Origin of the sequence: Lactobacillus sp. ESL0228 (assembly GCF_003692825.1) — a bacterium.
Taxonomy (GTDB): Bacteria; Bacillota; Bacilli; order Lactobacillales; family Lactobacillaceae; genus Lactobacillus.
Genome location: NZ_REHJ01000008.1, coordinates 175,823 through 193,615 on the forward strand (window position 1 = coordinate 175,823; position 17,793 = coordinate 193,615).

The window sequence follows — 17,793 nt, forward strand, 5'->3', positions numbered from 1 at the left end:
TTTACTCCCTATTTAAATATCGTGTTAAAGATATTGTGATTTCTTTGTTAGTAAGTCCTAAAGCTGCCATATTGTCAACAAATTTATCTAACTCTTCTTCAATTAATTCCTGTTTAGTCTTTTCTAGCAGTTTAGTATCTTCGGTCACAAAATTACCTTCGCCTCTTTTAGTAAATAAAATTCCTTCAGTGTTCATTTGCTGCAGAGCACGTTGCACTGTATTGACATTAACTGTTAGTAAAACAGCTAATTCACGTACAGAAGGGATTTTACTACCTGGTTGCAATTTACCGGTAATAATCTGCCGATAAAGATACTGTTTGATTTGAAGATAAATAGGGATATTATCTTTAAATTCCACAACTCCACCATCCTTTTTTATACTGTATCACACTTCTAACACACGATGATAACGCACATTATTAGTTTATGCAATATTTAAGTTGGCTTTTTATAGTTTTTTGTCATAATTAACATATTAAAGGTCTAATAAGACTTTAGCTTTGCAATAGGAAAAGAGATAAATAAGCAAGAATATTAGGTCAGTACTAACAATCTGTACACCAGCCATGGTGTAAGTGCCTAAAAAGCAATCACTTCATCAGCTAAAAAATATATCTAAATCCAATAAAGGCAACTAACCCATTAAGCAGGCTAATAATCATCGTTGATAGAAAGAGTATTAAATTAGCAGTTGCGGCTATTCTGCGCAATTTCTTTTTACTATAACCAATGTTAACGAGAAACTTAAATTCCTTAATTACCTCAATGTTCTCCATAATTGTCGTAAACGACCAATGAAAATAAAGAACAAAACAGAAATCAGGGCTTGTATTAAAAATCTAGAACTATTATATTTAGCAACATCTCTATTTTTTTGAGATGAACTTATGAAGTTGATATTTATGTGCTTAAGCTCTTGGTAAAGTTGCTTACTATTGCATAAGTTAGTCTCATTAATCGTATGAATCATTTGACTAGAATGGAACACTAGGATTTTTTAATAACTTTTTCGTTGTTTCACAACTATGTAGAATTAGCACTTTAAAGAAAAAAATGCCCGTAAAACCATTTAAATCAATGATTGTATGAGCAATTTTTGCTTTCTATAGTAGATGTGTATAATTATCTGTGTTTTTCGTAAATCAAGCTTTGCTTGATATAAAAGCATTTTTTAAATTTAATTATTTTGCCAAGTAAGCGTATTCTATACAAAATTTGTTTCACTACTTATTATTGATAGCATTTAATGTAGCCATTTTCACCATAACGTCTACTGCCTTATACATTGATTCTAAGACAGTGTATTCATAGCGACCATGCATGTTTTCTTCACCAGCAAATAAATTTGGACATGGCAGACCCATATAAGTTAACTGAGACCCATCAGTTCCACCTCGAACGGGATCTTCATTAATTGGTAATCCCTCACTTTTGTAGGCCTCACGTGCTAAATTGACAATATCCATTCGTTTTGCCAATTCATCAGCCATATTGTAGTATTGATCCCACATTTTTAGTTTTATCCGCTCTGTACCAAATTTTTCATTCATTTTAGTAACAATCTCTTTGATTAGAGCTTTTCGTTTTTCTAAACCATCACGTTCAAAATCACGAATAATGTAATCTAAGTGAGCATTATCGACCGTTCCCTTAAAATTCATTAAATGAAAGAATCCTTGTCTACCTTCAGTTTTTTCAGGAACTTCCTCATGAGGTAATTGATTATGGAAGTCGATTCCAATTTGAATTGCATTAATCATTTGCTCCTTTGCTACCGCAGGATGAACATTGACGCCTTGAATATCAAGTTCGAATTGTGCTGCTGAAAAAGTTCCCCAATCAAGTTTTCCCGGTGCCTCACCATCTACAGTAAAGGCAAAATCAGCGCCAAATTCATCAACATCGAAATGACTTGCTCCAGTACCGATTTCTTCATCTGGGGTAAAAGCCAATCGAATTTTGCCGTGTTTAATTTCTGGATGATTCAAAAGATATTCTGCAAAGGTTACAAGTTCTGCGACACCACATTTATCATCCCCACCTAGTAAAGTATCACCTGAAGCCGTAATAATTGTTTGACCCTGATAATTTTTAAGGTTTGGAAAAACTTCTGGATCAAGATAAAATTCATAATCACCTAATTTAATTTTAGATTTTCCATCATAGTTTCTATGAATTTGTGGGTTAACATTTTCGGAATTAAAGTCAGCGGTGTCACTATGTGCGAGAAATCCCATTACGGGAACATCATAATCAATGGTTGCGGGTAACTCTGCGATTACGCAACCTGACTTTTGGTTATAATGGACATCATTTAAACCTAAGGTTTTAAGATCTGTCATGATTACTTGTTTTTGAAAATCTTCCTCACGTTTAGTAGACGGGAAACGAGAAGAATGTTCATCAGAACGTGAATTAACTTGAACGTACTTTAAAAATCTTGGTAATAAGTTTGGATATTCCATGGTTCTCCTTTATTAAAATAAATCTTGAAATGGATTTGTGGAAACTACAGATTTATCAATTTGAATATTCCAGTTGTTTTCATCATTCCATTGGTTTAGTTTTTCATACATTTTATCTTTAAACAGCTTTTCAGTATAATGCCCCGGATCAACAACTGTTAATCCAGAAGAAATCATATCATGTCCCGTATGATAGTAAACATCTCCAGTAATGAAGGCATCAAGCTTTTCTTTTACAGCTTGGTGCCAGTATTTGCTACCATCACCACAGATAAAACCAACAGTTGAAATCATTTTAGTCGGTTCAGCGGTAATTAATCTTACCATGTTGATTTTCATTTTATACTTAACATAATAAGCAAAATCATGCGCTGAAAAAGAGTGAGCTAACTTTCCTTTGCGTCCAATGGCAATTCCATCATCATCCAAACAAAATGGTTCGATTTCTTTTAATCCCAGTTCTTCTGCTTGCCAATCACTTGAACCATCCTGTGCTTTATCGGAATTAGTATGAATTGAATAAATTGTAATCCCATGTTTGATAATTTTGGCGTACATTTCATTTTGCGGATTGGCAAAATTGAGGTTAACTGCGGGATGGAACATTACTGGATGATGACTAATAATAAAATTAATTCCCTTGTCGATAGCTTCATCAACTACTTGAGGTCTTACATCAAGAGTAGTCATTAATCCGGTAACTGTCTGATTAAGTGAACCAATCTGTATGCCAACTGGATCTCCGCTACTTGCAATTTCTTCTGGAAAATATTGTCTTAAAACCGTCACAATATCAATAACTTTAGTCATTTAGTTCGCCTTCAATCATCCTTATTTCATTTTTAATTCGTTGAATGTGCGTTAAATCCTTTTTCTTAGCCTTATTTAAATTAGTTAGTAGTTTTTTTTGATACAGTAACTGTCCTCGCCATTTTTGATAAAAAATGGCATTTTTGTTTTTTAAAATTATTGGTCCGAAATATAATTGCTCTCTTGTTAATAATTCTTTTTTCTTAATTTTTATTGCTTTAATTAATTCGTAAATGTGCCCTGCTTCAGCAATAATTTGTTCATCTTGAATAAGATAATAATGCTCAATTAGCCACTCACGAACACCACATTCACCAATATTTGGCTCTAAAATTAGAGTATCAAAACTTAAATCATTTTCCCAAGAATTATTTAAAATTTGGGTCATGAGTTTTCCGCCCATCCCAGCAATTACCACAGTATCAATCTGATCTTCTTTAGTAATCGTGTCAAGCCCTGCACCTAAGCGTGGTTCAATCTTTTTTTCAAGTCCTGCCTCTACAATATCTTGCTTTGCATTGGCTAATGGTCCAGCAGCAATATCACTAGCAATGGCAAAATTAATTTTGCCAGATTTAACTAATTCAATTGGTAAATAGGCATGATCGGTACCAATATCGGCAACCCTACTACCTACATCTACCATGTTAGCTAACGTATTCAAACGTAAATTCACTTTCCACCCTACTTTCTGTATACTGAAATTTTAGCACATTACTTAAGTTGTTTTAATAATTAAATGTTTTTTAAAATTAATGAATTTAATTAAAAATCAATCTTTACCAAAAAGCTTCATTTTGAGTTTAATTCAAAATGAAGCTAATAAAGAATAATTTAATATGAATACTTATACGAATTATTTGCTTAACTGCTTTAAGCTATATTTTATTAAAAATAAAACTAGTGTTACACCAAGATATATTAACCAAACTGATGAATTTAGCTTATTTATGGGTAACAAGTTAGTAATCCCATTTAGATATATAAAGCAAAAAATAACCATTAAAAAGATAAACATCCGGTTACTTCTAGTTATTAATCCTAAAACTTGTGCTAGCATACAAATCATAATGCTAAAACATGTTAGTAATAAAGCAATATAACTTGACTTTATCATGAAAGGTAAAAGCAAGATTAGTGTAAATGTTAAACTAGCTACATATTCAAAAATTTGTTGCTTATTTTGTGCTTTAGGAATCGTTATCAGCCATTGATAGGAACCAGATTGAGTAATTTGTGAACCTAAATTACTTAGTAATGGTAATTCTGTTAATAAAATTAAAGGTAAAATTATTAATTGCTTTATGGTTAATGAACTAAACCATGCTGTTAACCACAAAATAATTAATGCAAGTTTATTATAAATAGATAACGGTCTCCATAATAAAGCAAACGAAGTCTTTAATAAACTACTACTAGCCGATTTTGAATGGATTTTAGAATTAATTGTTTTCAATTTACGATGATCGTGAATTAAGTTAATAGGGATTAAATTGTTACGAATTTTATTTGAGTATCTATGAGGAGAAAAAATAAAACCTGCTAAAATTAGCATTACAATACAAATTATGAGCTGAATAATAAAAATTAGTAGATCTTGATGAGTAAATTTAATCGGTTGAAAAAATAAATTCTGCTTTCCTGTTCCTTTAAAATTTCCTGAACTAAATAGCATTGTTTGCTTTAATGGTTGCCCTACCGTCTTAGCGCAAGTATCTTGAATCATTTTGAATAAATAGGAGCTACCAGATGGATTAATTATCTTTAAAAAAAGGGAATTATAATTTTCGATACTAACTCCATAACAAATTAATGAAAAAAAGCTAACAAGAATTATTCCTAGATTACCTCTTAGAAAAGGAACAATTTCTGTAAATATAGCAAGCGTCGAAATTATAAAAATACAAGGTAATAAAGTTAAAAATGGCGTTAAGAATTGATAAAAGTCAATAAATTTTCCTGGGAATTGTAAAATCACCATTATAATTGTCCCTAATATGATAATAATCCAGAGAATAAATAAAAGTAAACAATTCGCCAAAAATTTTCCACCAATGTACTTAATTTTAGAAAATGAAACTGACGCTAATAGAACATTAGTATGATTTTGATAATCAATTCCAATTGTATTTTTTAAAAACAGGTAACTAATAATTGGTAAAAACAAACCTAATACTAACACTACACTAACCGGAACCCAACTAGGATTGCTTGCTTGAATAAATACATTCGGCTCAAGTACAAATACCTTAATTGGACCTTTAATTCTTGGATATCCAATAACTGCTGCGATTAAGGCCAAGATTATTAGAGCCCAATATGACAAGCGTCGACTTCGTTCTAAAAATGTAGCTTTAACAATTCTAGTCAAACTGATCACCGCTTTCTAAAATAGCCAGACTGGCATCTTCTAAGCGTGGTGTTACATTAACGGCTTCTGCATTAGGTTTAGATTGAGAGATTACTCTAATATGAACACCATCAATTTCTTGCGTAATAGAACTAACTTTTTCTAGTTGATTAAGTACCTGATTAACTGGAGCAGTATATTCCCAAACTGAATTTGTTACCCTTTGTAAAAGTCCCTCCGGTGAACCTGTATATAAAATTTGACCCTCTTTCAAAACAATAATTTTAGAAGCAACTGCTTCTATATCAGAAATAATGTGGGTTGATAAAATAACAATATGATTAACAGCCATACCTGCCAAAACATTCCTAATAGTTACTCTTTCTAATGGATCTAACCCGGCTGTAGGTTCATCAATAATAATTACTTTTGGATCACCTAGTAATGTGGCGGCTATACCTACTCTTTGTCTCATACCGCCAGAAAAGTCGGCCAATTTTGTATTTCCTGCATTAATCAAATGAAATTTAGTTAGTAAATTTTCAATATTACTTCGTGTTTGTTTTTTAGAAATTCCTTTAAGAGCAGCAATGTATTGCAAATATTCAATTGCTGTTAAATGTGGATAATACGGAACTTGCTGTGGTAAATATCCTAATGAATTTCGCATCTTTTTGGGGTATTTAACAATGTCTGCTCCATCTAGAAATATATTTCCTTTTTCAGGTTTCAAAATAGTTGAAATTATACGCAGTAAGGTTGATTTTCCAGAACCATTTGGACCAATTAGTCCAATGAGCCCACCTGAATGTAAATTCAGGTTAATATTATCAAGTATTAGCTTTTGACCAAGCCTTAACGATACATTTTTGATATTTAACTCCATAGTCAATTCCTCCAGATGTACAAATTTAATACGGTTTTATATATTGTATTACTATGCTATTATAGTACAAAGTACAAATTGTTAATAGAATTATTGATTGTATGCAAATTAATGTATTATAAATTTATCTGGTTAATCTTTCATCTTTTTTATATAATAAATTCAATAAAAAGATGAAAGGAAGTTACACAAAATGAATAGAACTGAAAGAGTAACGTTAACAAATATGTGTATGATTAAAAATAATCAAAAAATATTAGTGATTAATCGTAACGATCCAACGTGGCCTGGACTCACCTTTCCAGGCGGACATGTTGAAGCGCATGAATCATTTCACGACTCGGTCATCCGAGAGATTAAAGAAGAAACTAATTTAACAATTAAGAAGCCACATTTAGTGGGAATTAAACAGTTTTATGACGATAATAATAATCGCTATATCGTCTTTTTTTATATTGCTACAAAGTTTAGTGGGCAGCTAAAAGCATCAAAAGAAGGAGAGCTTATCTGGATGACAAAAAAAGAATTGCAACAAAAAAAGCTTGCATATAACTTTGACCGCGATTTAAAAGTTTATTTTAATAATGATATTGATGAACATTTACTTGATGGCAAGCGTGATGAACTGTTTTAAGTCTAGAAAGGTTTTTAATGGTTACAGAGAAAAAAATAAGAAGTTGGCACCTACTGCAGACCTTATTACAATTGCTACTTGTAATATTTAGTTTAATTTATAGTTTATTTATTCATGCTGGTGGGACTACTACTTTTAAAGCATTTGTTTTGATAATTTTGATTAGTTTACAGTTTTCAGTATTAAATAAAAATGTAAATAGTAAGTTAATTCACTGCAATTATTATTTTCATGCAATTAGTATCACTAGTACCCCAATTTTTTTCTTTACTTTTGTAAGTGATCTTTTAATTAAGTATACAAATGCGACTATAACAACATTTGTTTTGTGTCTTATTACAATTTATAAAATTTTTATGTTTATTCCTATGGGCGAATTGGCTATGGGAAATGTTCAGAATAAATGGGGACGTTTTTGTTTACTATGGTTTATATATTTGATTGTCGAAATAGAATCTACTTACCCTATTCCCACTAACCCTTTTTTAAAGGCTTGTACCAATAGTGCAATTATTGGTAGTTTAAGTTTTGTTGTTACTACATGGTTTGTGATGAAAAAATGGGGATTTGTTACTCCTAATTTTAAGTTTAGTTCAAGAGTTTCAAAGTTAATTTTGAGTATTCTAATTATTTTTATTGTCATAGATTGTCTGTTTAATGGTTTTAATGATGCCAATTCATTGAACGGTATTCTTACTAACTGGAATTTTAGGGTAGCTTCAAATAGTAATCTTTTATATTTAACTTTAAATGCTTTTGCTGCTGGAATTGGTGAAGAATGGATGATGCGCTTTTGCATTTTAAGTTTTTTATTGAAGTTACTCCAAAATTCTAGTAGGCAAATCTTTTGGGCAATATTTCTTGATGGCTTAATTTTTGGTCTAATTCATTTTTTAAATACTCCTGTTCAACCATTATCAGCTACTCTTTTGCAAGTGATTAATGCAATGACAGTAGGTATACTATTTTCAGCACTCTATTTATACACTGGTACAATTATTAGCAATATTGCATACCACCTCTTATATGATTTAGCGGGGATGATTGCGTCTGGGAGTACTTCGATGTTAAGTCCTACAATATTTGACTGGCAATTATTAATTTTCATAGTTTTAATTTACCTCGGACTAGCTTTGTTTCTAGTTACAGGTAAACGTAAAAAAGTTGTCGAATATAATTTGAATCTTCAAGGATTAAATAAAAAAGCATTTTAAATTTATAAGAGAAAAAGTTAAAATTAAGATAAAGTAAAAAAAGCTTCACTTCGTTTATTGCGCGAAGTGAAGCTTTTTGTATAGTATAAAGTTAATCCAAAAAATCACGTAACTGATTGGAACGACTAGGATGACGCAATTTCCGTAAAGCCTTGGCTTCAATTTGGCGAATACGTTCACGAGTAACACCAAAGACTTTCCCGACTTCTTCTAAAGTTCTAGTTCGGCCGTCATCAAGACCAAAACGTAATCGTAAAACATTCTCTTCTCGATCAGTAAGTGTATCTAAAACTTCTTCTAACTGCTCTTTCAACATTTCATATGAAGCATGTTGTTCTGGACTAGTTGCATCTTTATCTTTAATAAAGTCACCAAGATGAGAATCGTCTTCTTCACCAATTGGTGTTTCGAGTGAAACTGGTTCTTGAGCAATCTTAAGGATATCACGTACCTTGGAAGTTGGCATATCCATTTCGGCACCAATTTCTTCAGGTGTTGGTTCACGACCTAAATCTTGCAATAACTGTCTTTGAATTCTGATCAATTTGTTGATTGTTTCTACCATGTGAACCGGAATTCTAATTGTCCGTGCCTGATCTGCGATTGCACGGGTAATGGCTTGCCTTATCCACCAGGTCGCATAAGTTGAAAACTTGAACCCTAGGCTATAATCAAATTTATCTACAGCCTTCATTAATCCCATGTTACCTTCCTGAATTAAATCAAGAAAAGACATTCCACGTCCAACATACCGTTTAGCAATTGAGACAACAAGACGTAAGTTAGCTTCAGCTAATTCCTGCTTGGCTTCTTCATCACCTTTTTCAATTCTTTTAGCTAAAGAAATCTCTTGATCGGCGTTTAAAAGCGGTACACGACCAATTTCTTTTAAATACATCCGCACAGGATCATTCATCCTCACGCTTGATGGAGCCGACATATCTTTTAGCTCGGCTTTTTCAATGTCTTTTTGTTTCTTTAAGGCTAATTTAGAAGGATCACCATTTTCATCAACGATACTTATCCCATTATCTTCAAATTCCTGAACTAATTGATCAACAGCTTTGCCCTGTAAATCATAGGGCTTAACAAGACGGTCAACAAATTCAGTTTCTGTAATTGCTTTATTCTTTTTAACATCTTTAACAACTTCTTTGACTACCTTATCAAGTGGTAATTTTTCAGTATTGTTAGTGTCTTTCTTTTCTACCATTATAAGCCCCCCTCTAACCTTGGATTCGCTTTAACTGTAAGATTTTCTGAGTAATTTTAATAATCTCTTGGTTATCCATTTTTCTTTTGGCTTCCTGAAGATCATTCATAAGATCATGCAATTGAATATTAATTTGTCGCATTTGTAAGGAATGAATTTGCTCATCAATCTCCTTGTTTGAAAAATCCTGAGGCATGTCTATCATTTCAGTATTAACTATTATACCTTGAAGTTCGCCAGGAATAAAATTTAAGAAACTATTAGCAGACGGATTTTTATGTATTTCACAAAAATTTAACCAAAGCTCCGCTAATTTTTGATAATCCTGATCGGGAAATAAAAACTTGTTTTCCAACAAATAATTACGTGCATGTTCAGAGTGAATGAATAAATATAGCAATCTGGTTTGAACAAGATCGATTTTACTAGTACCATTTCCCTCAATTGGAGAAATAATATTATCATCATTTATTGAATCTGCTATAAAAGAACTAGCTTTATGCTGTCTTGCTGTATTAAATTGTCTGCGATATTTCACTAAATTTATTTTAAGTGAATCTTTTGACACATTTTGTTGCTTAGAAATTTTGTCTAAATATAAATCCTGTTCAACGGGATTAGGTAATTGAACAATTTCTTTGACAGCTTCGTCTAAATAAACAAGTTTTTCTCTATCATTATCTAGGTTGTATTTTTGGGCTAAACGTTTTAAGAAAAAATCAGTTGGTGTAAGTGCTGCTTTAATCTCATCACGGTATTTAACAGTACCGTATTTTTTTACATACTCGTCTGGATCAAGTTTTTCAGGTAAAACAACAATTCCCAAACTGAAATTACCGGTTTTAGCAAACATTTTTGCCGCTCTTTCCTCTGCATGAATGCCTGGATCGTCACCATCGTAATTAATAATGATAGTATTAGTGATACGTCTAAGCATGTAAACTTGCTGGTCAGTTAGACTTGTACCCATAGAAGCAATCCCAGACTTAATTCCAGCTTTATAAGCAGCAATCACATCCATATATCCTTCGTATAAAATTAAATGACCTTCTGATTTTGCCGCTTTTTTAGCTTCTGCAAAGTGAAAAAGCAACTTTGATTTACTAAAAATTTTTGTTTCAGGACTGTTAATATACTTGGCCTCAGATTTATCATTTGATATCCGACGCCCAGAAAAGGCAATGACATAATCGCCTTCATTACTTAAGGGAAACATTAACCGATCACGGAAACGATCGAACATTTCCCCCTTATTAGATTGAACAAATAAACCACTTTTTATTAAATCCTCATCTTTATATTTACGTTCACGTAAATATGTTAAAAGTAAATTGTTTTGTTTAGGTGCATAACCAATACAAAAATGATCAATAATCGCAGAATCAAGTCCTCGCGAAGTGGCATATTCTAATCCTCTTTTACCCGCATTAGTTGAAATTAATACGCGATGATAGAATTTAGCTGCTTCTTCGGTAATTTCAATTAAAACATTAGAGTACCTAATTGAATGTTGCTTAAATTCAGAAATTTCAATATTGGCTATATCAGCGCCCTTTTGAACACTCTCTGGAAAAGTCAGATTTTCCTTTTCCATTAGAAAAGTAAAAACATTGCCACCTTTACCACAACCAAAACATTTGAAAAACTGTTTTGGTTCATTGACTGTAAATGAGGGTGTCTTTTCTTGATGAAAAGGGCACAAACCAACATAATCTTTGCCTTTTTTCTCAAGCGTTACATATTGACCGATTACATCTACGATATTCAGATTTTTACGAACCTTAGCAATTGTTTCTTCAGAAATTAATCCTGCCATCTTTTGATCGCCCACTACTTCATTATTATTTAATAACCAGTTTACTTAAGTCTCCTAAATAACCAGCAAGATGTGCAACAGCACTGAGTTGAGCCAATCGATTATTTTTAACTTTCACATCTTTGTCCATAATCATGTTAGTTTCAAAATAACGATTAATTAGTGGCTGTAATCTAACAAACCCATCATAAAGGTCTGTTAAATCAGTAACTTGACTTAATGACTGAACACCAGCATTTAACTCATTCTCACTATCATTTTCAAATAATTCTGAATTAACTGAATCCTGACCCTGATATTTTGCCTTCTTTAAAATATTATTAATCCGAATAAGGCTTTCAACAACTGGTTTGAATTTTTCATCGTCATGATGGATTTGTAAAACATTTGCTGCCGCCAAAATTTGAATTGGATCTTGCTGCCTTGAAGCTAATACAGCATCAATGATGTCATATTTAAAGTTGTTTTTCTGTAAGTATTGATTTATCCGATCTCGAATGAATGAAGCAATTTCTTCATCTTGGGAATCAGTGTTAGGTAATTTAGCACTTGTTTTACCATTGAGTGCAATAACAATCGCTGGTAAAACTTCATTAAACGGTAATGACCAATTTTGTTTAAGTAAAATGCGAACAATTCCGTAAGCATAACGTCTTAGTGCGTATGGATCGTTGGAAGAACTTGGAATCATACCTGCTGCAAAGAAAGTAATAATAGTATCTAGTTTATCAGCAATTGATAAAAGTGCCCCTACCGTTGTTTGAGGTAATTCACCTTCTGAAGTCGTTGGCATGTAGTGCTCTTTGATTGCAATAGAAACACTATTTTTTTCTCCTGCCAATTCGGCATAGTGCATGCCCATAACGCCCTGTAATTCAGCAAATTCACCAACCATTTGAGTAACCAAATCAAATTTATATAATTCACTGGCCCGGTCAAAGTCTACTTTTGTTTGTTCATCAAGATGCCATTTTTTGACCAAAAATTCGCCAATTATTTTTACTCGTTTAACTTTCTCGGACATGGATCCGATTTTATCATGGAATGAGACGTTATCTAATTTTTGAACAAAATGGCTTAATGGATATTTCCGGTCTTCATCATAGAAAAATTGGGCATCATCTAGTCGAGCAACGAGCACTTTTTCATTTCCTAAAATCACATTTTCTAAGAATTCTTTGTTTCCATTACGAACTGCAATAAAATGGTTAACCAATTTACCATTTTGATCATAAACTTCAAAATAGCGTTGATTATCTTTCATTGAAGTAATCAGTACTTCTTGTGGCATCTGCAGATATTTCTTGTCAAATGAGCCGGCAAACACAGTTGGGTATTCGACCAAATTAGTAACTTCTTCCAACAGGCTTTTATCTAACTTAATTTGCCAATCATGCTTCTTGACGAGACTATTTATTTGGTCAACAATCATTTCTTTACGTTTATTAGCATCAACGATAACAAACTGATCTTTTAAGGCATCTTCATAATCACTTGTTTTTGCTAAAACGATTGATTCACCGAGAAAACGATGACCATAGGTTTTTCGACCAGCGGTAATATCAAGTAATTTTACGGGAATTACGTCATTACCAAAAAGAGAAACAATCCAGTGAATTGGACGTATAAATTCAAAATCATTTGTATGCCACCTCATTTTGGTTGGAAATGTCATAGCTTTAATGACGTCACTCATTTGCAAAAGAATTTCGCTGGCAAGCTTACCTTCTTTTTTGATATGAAGATAAGCATATTCAGTGCCTTTTAATTCTTCGAAATAAATATCGTCAGTGGTCATCCCTTGACCACGTGCAAATCCTTGTGCAGCTTTAGTCCAATTTTCATCTTGATCTAAAGCTATTTTTTTCGCTGGTCCTTTCTTAATTTCGTCGATGTCTTCTTGCTTTTCTGCTAGGCTCTCAACTAAAATTGTCAATCGTCGTGGAGTTGAAAAAGTTTTAATATTTTTAAACTTTAAACCATTATCAAGTAAAAATTTTTGGGTTCGATCAGCCAATTGTTTTACACTTCGAGAAACAACATGAGCTGGCATTTCCTCTGTACCAATTTCAAATAAATAATCTTTAGTCATTTTTAAGCCCCGCCTTATTATCTTCCGCGCTCTTTAATAGCGGGAAGCCTCTTTTTTCACGTTCTTCGACAAAGCAAACTGCTACTTCATGAGCTAAATTTCTAATTCTTGATAGATAGCCAGCCCGCTCCGTTACCGAAACTGCTCCGCGAGCATCAAGCAAGTTAAATGTATGAGAACATTTTAAAATATAATCATAAGCTGGTTGCACTAAGTTTAAACCAATCAATTCTTTAGCAGTTCTCTCATATACATCAAAAAACTTTAATAAATCCTGCTGGTTTGATTCTTCAAATGCATACTTAGAGTTTTCATATTCTGCTTCTTTGAAAATATCACGGTACAAAACTCCATTGCCCCATTCTAAGTCAAAAACAGAATTAACATCTTGAATATATGATGCCAGCCTTTCGACACCATACGTAATTTCACTCATTGTTGGCTTGACGTTAAGTTCCCCCACAACTTGGAAGTAAGTAAACTGACTAACTTCCATACCATCAAGCCAGACTTCCCAACCAACACCGGCACAGCCCATTGATGGATTTTCCCAGTTATCTTCAACAAACCGAATGTCATGTTCTAAAGGATTAATCCCAAGAACCTTTAAACTATCTAAATAATATTGTTGAATTTCTTCTGGAGAAGGCTTGATTACGACCTGAAATTGATGGTGCTGGAATAAACGATTAGGATTGTCACCATAGCGACCATCTGCAGGTCGTCTTGAAGGCTCTACATAGCAAGCAGCCCATGGTTCCGGTCCAACGGCGCGTAAAAAAGTATATGGACTCATTGTTCCCGCCCCTTTTTCAACATCGTAAGAAGGCATTACCATGCAGCCTTTAGATGACCAAAATTCTTCCAATTTAAAAATCATATCTTGAATAGTTAATTTTTTCTTTGCCATTTTATATCCTTCCTGCATAAGGCCATAAAAAAAGCCTATGCAAAACTTGCATAGGGACGATTTAATCGCGGTTCCACCCTAATTCAGGGATGTTTTGTTTATTATTCCCTGCTCTTAATTAAATTGACTAGAGGTGCCTTTTCCCAGATGTCCTCACACTATCTGACACTCGCTTAACTGGTACTTTTTTAAATCCTCATCTTCATCAAAGTACAATAATATTTTATCATAATAACTATGTGAGCTAAAGGCTTAGGGCAATAAATTTAACTCATCAAGAAATTTTTTAGTCTTTAAATTTAAATCAATTGTTTCTTGATAAATTTGATCAATTGCCCGACGAGTTGCTTTTTTGGTATCTTTATTAATTGTAATGGTGCCTAATCGTTGAAATGGTACTAATCCAATTGTTCTTAAAACGGCGGTTTGCTTAGGTTGAAGATGGAGTCTGTGAGCATCCGTGTAAAAATGTTGCTTACAAAGAATACCACCGTACTTAATTGAGTAGTCAAACTCGCCATTTTTTTCCCCACAAACAACACATTTATGAAGCTCTGGTTCAACTCCATAAGCTGCTAACAATTGCATTTGTACAATTTGTGAAATCATTTCTGGATCGGATTGTTCGACGATTTTTTGTAAAGCAAATTCAGCAAGATCATAGTATTTACCCACATTTTGATATTCGACAAATGCATGGTCAATTAAATCCAAAATAAATGAGGCATAAGCATTCATTGTCAAATTGTTAAATATCCCATCAAATTGTCGTATGTTTTTGTAGGTTCGCAAGTTACTAATTCCCTGCCCAGTGGTCGAGATGACATAAGTACCGTGGGAAAAGTTAAGTAGAGCTGCTCCTAATTTTGACTTAGGTTTAAGTGCCCCATGAGCAATCATTGTTAAGATCCCGTTTTTTTGGGTTATGATCTTAGCCAATAAATCAGCTTCATTGTATTTTTGCCGTTTAAAAATAATTCCCTGAACTTCGATCAGTTCGCGTGACATGGTTTAAGATAAATCCTTTTTGTTGTATCCAATCTGTTTTAAAAATCGCGGATCAGACCGCCAATTTCGTTGAACTTTTACCCATAAATGAAGGTTTACCTTTTCTCCGAGTAACTCTTCAATTTGTTTACGAGAATTAATGCCAATTTGCTTAAGCATTTTCCCACCTTTGCCAATGATGATGCCCTTTTGACCGCTCTTTTCAACGTAAATTGTAGCTTCAATCTGGAGTTTGTTATTTTCATGCTGATTCATTTGTTCAACCCAAACTGCTGCAGCATGAGGAACTTCTTCGTCTGTTAAATTTAGCAATTGCTCACGAATTAATTCAGCAACCATAAAGTATTCCGGTCTGTCTGTGATTTGTTCTGCGTCATAGTATGCAGGTCCTTTGGGAAGATACTCATGCAAAACTTGTGTTAAATCCGAAATGCCGATTCCTTGAGTTGCAGAAATGGGAAGATATTCTTTGAAAATGTTTAACTGGCGATATTCATCAATTATTTCTAATAGATCATTTGGGTTTACACGGTCTACTTTATTAATTAATAGAAATACTGGTATTTTTACTTGTTTTAGCAGATTTACAATATAAGCATCACCCTTGCCCATCTTTTCTGGTTCGACCATAAATAATATTAAATCCACATCGTTTAAACTAGATATACTAGCCTTATCCATGTAATCGTCAAGATCACCATGTGGCTTAAAAATACCTGGAGTATCAACAAAAACCACTTGCATATCATCAGTTGTATAAATGCCAGAAATTTTATTTCGGGTTGTTTGTGGTTTATTCGAAGTTATTGCAACTTTTTGACCAACTAAATAATTCATTAACGTTGATTTACCAACATTTGGTCGACCTAAAAGGGCCACAAACCCTGATTTGTTTTGTGTGTTGCTGGTCATTACTTACCCCTGCCTTCATCTAATTGATCTGGATATAGTGGTAATCCATAATCCTCTAAAACTTTACCTTGAATACCAAACATTACTTTTGCTTCCGCAGGTTTAATATGGTCATAGCCATTAAGATGTAAAAAGCCATGAACTAAAGTGTAACCAAATTCTCGCCGCCATCCAGTTTCGTATTCCTCGCTGTGACGCTTAATAACACTAGGACACATGATTAAATCACCAATATCTTCACAAAAATTGGGATCTGAGGCAAATGCTTCTAAATCTACTTGATCATCGCCATCCTCAATTGCAAAAGAAATGACATCGGTTGGTCGATTTTTGCTGCGGTATTTACGATTAATTTCTTGGCTACGATTTTCGTCAACAAAACTAATACTCATTTCCAAGTTGTTTTTTTTAGCAATTTCTTTTTTTGCAAGTAAAAGCAACTTGGAAATCCACTTTGTCCAATCAAGCTCTGTATTTTGCAAAAATTGCACTTCATCATTATATGTGATATCGATTGAACTCATTAAGTTCGGTCTTCTCCTTTTTCATAAGCATTAATAATTTTAGCAACAACAGGATGACGAACAACGTCATTGGCAGAAAAATCAACAAATTTAATTTGATCAATATTCTTTAAAATATGTTTTGCATCAATTAGTCCACTTCGTTGACGTCCGGGCAAATCTACTTGAGTCATGTCTCCATTAACAATCATCTTGGAATTAAAGCCTAATCGTGTAAGAAACATTTTCATTTGTGCATCCGTTGTATTTTGTGCTTCATCAAGAATAATAAAGGCATCATCAAGTGTTCTTCCGCGCATGTAAGCAAGCGGGGCAACTTCAATTACACCCCTTTCCATCAAGTGATCGGTTGTATTGGTTCCTAAAATTGAGTAGAGCGAATCATATATTGGACGTAAATATGGATCAACCTTTTCCTTTAAATCGCCGGGTAAAAATCCTAATGATTCTCCTGCTTCAATAGCTGGTCGAGTTAAAACTATTCGTGAAACTTCACCTTTTTTAAATGCTGCAACAGCACAAACAACAGCAATAAAAGTCTTACCTGTACCGGCAGGTCCAATACCAAATACGACATCATGCTGTTCAATTGCTTCAACATAGTTTTTCTGACCTATATTTTTAACTCTAATCGGTTTGCCTTTAGCATCCCGAATTAAAATTTTTTTATATAAATCTGGAAAATATTCAATCGTTCCTTTATCAGCCATCTTCATAGCACTAACAATATCGGGTGCGCCAATATTAATATCAGCACTAACCAAATTGTCTAAAGCTTCTAAGACGGCAATAACTTTGCTAATTTGGCTTTCGCTACCGTCAATCATAACTTGATTTCCAGTATCAGTTATACTAACGTCATAACCATTAGCCAATAAATCAAGGTTATGATCATTAACACCTACTAGTTTTTGGATGTTTTCTGGTTTTTTTGGAATAAAATTGGTTTGAGCCAA

The 17,793-nt window shown here is 33.2% G+C and carries 16 protein-coding genes; 2 read left to right on the top strand and 14 right to left on the bottom strand.

What is annotated here, in order from left to right; all coding sequences use genetic code 11:
* Window position 1: 1 nt before the first annotated feature.
* The 6 genes from F5ESL0228_RS04250 to F5ESL0228_RS04275 form a co-directional block, all read right to left on the bottom strand.
* Complete coding sequence (locus F5ESL0228_RS04250; RefSeq protein WP_122022960.1) at window positions 2-361, bottom strand: GntR family transcriptional regulator; 360 nt, start codon at window positions 359-361, stop codon at window positions 2-4.
* Between the two features lie 865 nt (window positions 362-1,226).
* Window positions 1,227-2,468, bottom strand: coding sequence for a peptidase T (gene pepT / locus F5ESL0228_RS04255; RefSeq protein WP_122022961.1), 1,242 nt, complete (start codon window positions 2,466-2,468; stop codon window positions 1,227-1,229).
* Between the two features lie 12 nt (window positions 2,469-2,480).
* Window positions 2,481-3,278 (bottom strand): Nif3-like dinuclear metal center hexameric protein, encoded by a 798-nt coding sequence (locus tag F5ESL0228_RS04260; protein WP_122018232.1) that lies wholly within the window; start codon window positions 3,276-3,278, stop codon window positions 2,481-2,483.
* Window positions 3,271-3,954 carry a class I SAM-dependent methyltransferase gene (locus F5ESL0228_RS04265; protein ID WP_122018233.1) on the bottom strand — a complete coding sequence of 228 codons (684 nt, stop codon included), beginning with the start codon at window positions 3,952-3,954 and terminating at the stop codon, window positions 3,271-3,273. Before F5ESL0228_RS04265 ends, F5ESL0228_RS04260 begins: the two co-directional genes overlap by 8 nt.
* A 180-nt stretch (window positions 3,955-4,134) precedes the next feature.
* Window positions 4,135-5,649: a hypothetical protein gene (locus F5ESL0228_RS04270; protein ID WP_122022962.1), complete on the bottom strand. Its 1,515-nt coding sequence runs from the start codon at window positions 5,647-5,649 to the stop codon at window positions 4,135-4,137.
* The gene (locus F5ESL0228_RS04275; protein ID WP_122022963.1) at window positions 5,642-6,514 is read right to left on the bottom strand and encodes an ATP-binding cassette domain-containing protein; all 873 of its coding nucleotides are present in this window, start codon (window positions 6,512-6,514) and stop codon (window positions 5,642-5,644) included. The genes F5ESL0228_RS04270 and F5ESL0228_RS04275 overlap by 8 nt, the downstream gene beginning before the upstream one ends.
* A gap of 193 nt (window positions 6,515-6,707) precedes the next feature.
* Between F5ESL0228_RS04275 and F5ESL0228_RS04280 the strand changes: the two genes are divergently transcribed.
* Window positions 6,708-7,148 (top strand): 8-oxo-dGTP diphosphatase, encoded by a 441-nt coding sequence (locus F5ESL0228_RS04280; RefSeq protein ID WP_122022964.1) that lies wholly within the window; start codon window positions 6,708-6,710, stop codon window positions 7,146-7,148.
* A gap of 17 nt (window positions 7,149-7,165) precedes the next feature.
* Window positions 7,166-8,362, top strand: coding sequence for a CPBP family intramembrane glutamic endopeptidase (locus F5ESL0228_RS04285; RefSeq protein ID WP_122022965.1), 1,197 nt, complete (start codon window positions 7,166-7,168; stop codon window positions 8,360-8,362).
* Between the two features lie 91 nt (window positions 8,363-8,453).
* Here F5ESL0228_RS04285 and rpoD read toward each other — a convergent pair whose 3' ends face one another.
* The 8 genes from rpoD to F5ESL0228_RS04325 form a co-directional block, all read right to left on the bottom strand.
* Window positions 8,454-9,575, bottom strand: a complete 1,122-nt coding sequence (gene rpoD, locus F5ESL0228_RS04290) for an RNA polymerase sigma factor RpoD (RefSeq protein ID WP_122022966.1) — start codon at window positions 9,573-9,575, stop codon at window positions 8,454-8,456.
* Between the two features lie 13 nt (window positions 9,576-9,588).
* Window positions 9,589-11,391, bottom strand: coding sequence for a DNA primase (dnaG, locus tag F5ESL0228_RS04295; RefSeq protein WP_122022967.1), 1,803 nt, complete (start codon window positions 11,389-11,391; stop codon window positions 9,589-9,591).
* 25 nt (window positions 11,392-11,416) lie between these two features.
* A complete protein-coding gene (gene glyS, locus F5ESL0228_RS04300; protein ID WP_122022968.1) occupies window positions 11,417-13,483 on the bottom strand; it encodes a glycine--tRNA ligase subunit beta in 2,067 nt (688 codons plus the stop codon).
* On the bottom strand, window positions 13,476-14,393 hold the full coding sequence (glyQ, locus tag F5ESL0228_RS04305) for a glycine--tRNA ligase subunit alpha (RefSeq protein ID WP_122022969.1): 918 nt from the start codon (window positions 14,391-14,393) through the stop codon (window positions 13,476-13,478). Before glyQ ends, glyS begins: the two co-directional genes overlap by 8 nt.
* A 252-nt stretch (window positions 14,394-14,645) precedes the next feature.
* Window positions 14,646-15,401, bottom strand: a complete 756-nt coding sequence (gene recO, locus F5ESL0228_RS04310) for a DNA repair protein RecO (protein WP_122022970.1) — start codon at window positions 15,399-15,401, stop codon at window positions 14,646-14,648.
* A 3-nt stretch (window positions 15,402-15,404) separates the two neighbouring features.
* The gene (era, locus tag F5ESL0228_RS04315; RefSeq protein ID WP_122018242.1) at window positions 15,405-16,313 is read right to left on the bottom strand and encodes a GTPase Era; all 909 of its coding nucleotides are present in this window, start codon (window positions 16,311-16,313) and stop codon (window positions 15,405-15,407) included.
* Entirely contained in the window at window positions 16,313-16,837 is a 525-nt protein-coding gene (gene ybeY, locus F5ESL0228_RS04320; RefSeq protein ID WP_122022971.1) for an rRNA maturation RNase YbeY, read from the bottom strand. The genes era and ybeY overlap by 1 nt, the downstream gene beginning before the upstream one ends.
* Entirely contained in the window at window positions 16,837-17,793 is a 957-nt protein-coding gene (locus F5ESL0228_RS04325) for a PhoH family protein (RefSeq protein WP_122022972.1), read from the bottom strand. The genes ybeY and F5ESL0228_RS04325 overlap by 1 nt, the downstream gene beginning before the upstream one ends.

Excerpts from the sequence above, each read along its gene's own strand:
- pepT (WP_122022961.1), bottom strand. The coding sequence starts at position 2,468 with ATGGAATATCCAAACTTATTACCAAGATTTTTAAAGTACGTTCAAGTT.
- F5ESL0228_RS04260 (WP_122018232.1), bottom strand. The coding sequence starts at position 3,278 with ATGACTAAAGTTATTGATATTGTGACGGTTTTAAGACAATATTTTCCA.
- F5ESL0228_RS04275 (WP_122022963.1), bottom strand. The coding sequence starts at position 6,514 with ATGGAGTTAAATATCAAAAATGTATCGTTAAGGCTTGGTCAAAAGCTA.
- F5ESL0228_RS04280 (WP_122022964.1), top strand. The coding sequence starts at position 6,708 with ATGAATAGAACTGAAAGAGTAACGTTAACAAATATGTGTATGATTAAA.
- F5ESL0228_RS04285 (WP_122022965.1), top strand. The coding sequence starts at position 7,166 with ATGGTTACAGAGAAAAAAATAAGAAGTTGGCACCTACTGCAGACCTTA.
- rpoD (WP_122022966.1), bottom strand. The coding sequence starts at position 9,575 with ATGGTAGAAAAGAAAGACACTAACAATACTGAAAAATTACCACTTGAT.
- dnaG (WP_122022967.1), bottom strand. The coding sequence starts at position 11,391 with ATGGCAGGATTAATTTCTGAAGAAACAATTGCTAAGGTTCGTAAAAAT.
- glyS (WP_122022968.1), bottom strand. The coding sequence starts at position 13,483 with ATGACTAAAGATTATTTATTTGAAATTGGTACAGAGGAAATGCCAGCT.
- glyQ (WP_122022969.1), bottom strand. The coding sequence starts at position 14,393 with ATGGCAAAGAAAAAATTAACTATTCAAGATATGATTTTTAAATTGGAA.
- recO (WP_122022970.1), bottom strand. The coding sequence starts at position 15,401 with ATGTCACGCGAACTGATCGAAGTTCAGGGAATTATTTTTAAACGGCAA.
- era (WP_122018242.1), bottom strand. The coding sequence starts at position 16,313 with ATGACCAGCAACACACAAAACAAATCAGGGTTTGTGGCCCTTTTAGGT.
- ybeY (WP_122022971.1), bottom strand. The coding sequence starts at position 16,837 with ATGAGTTCAATCGATATCACATATAATGATGAAGTGCAATTTTTGCAA.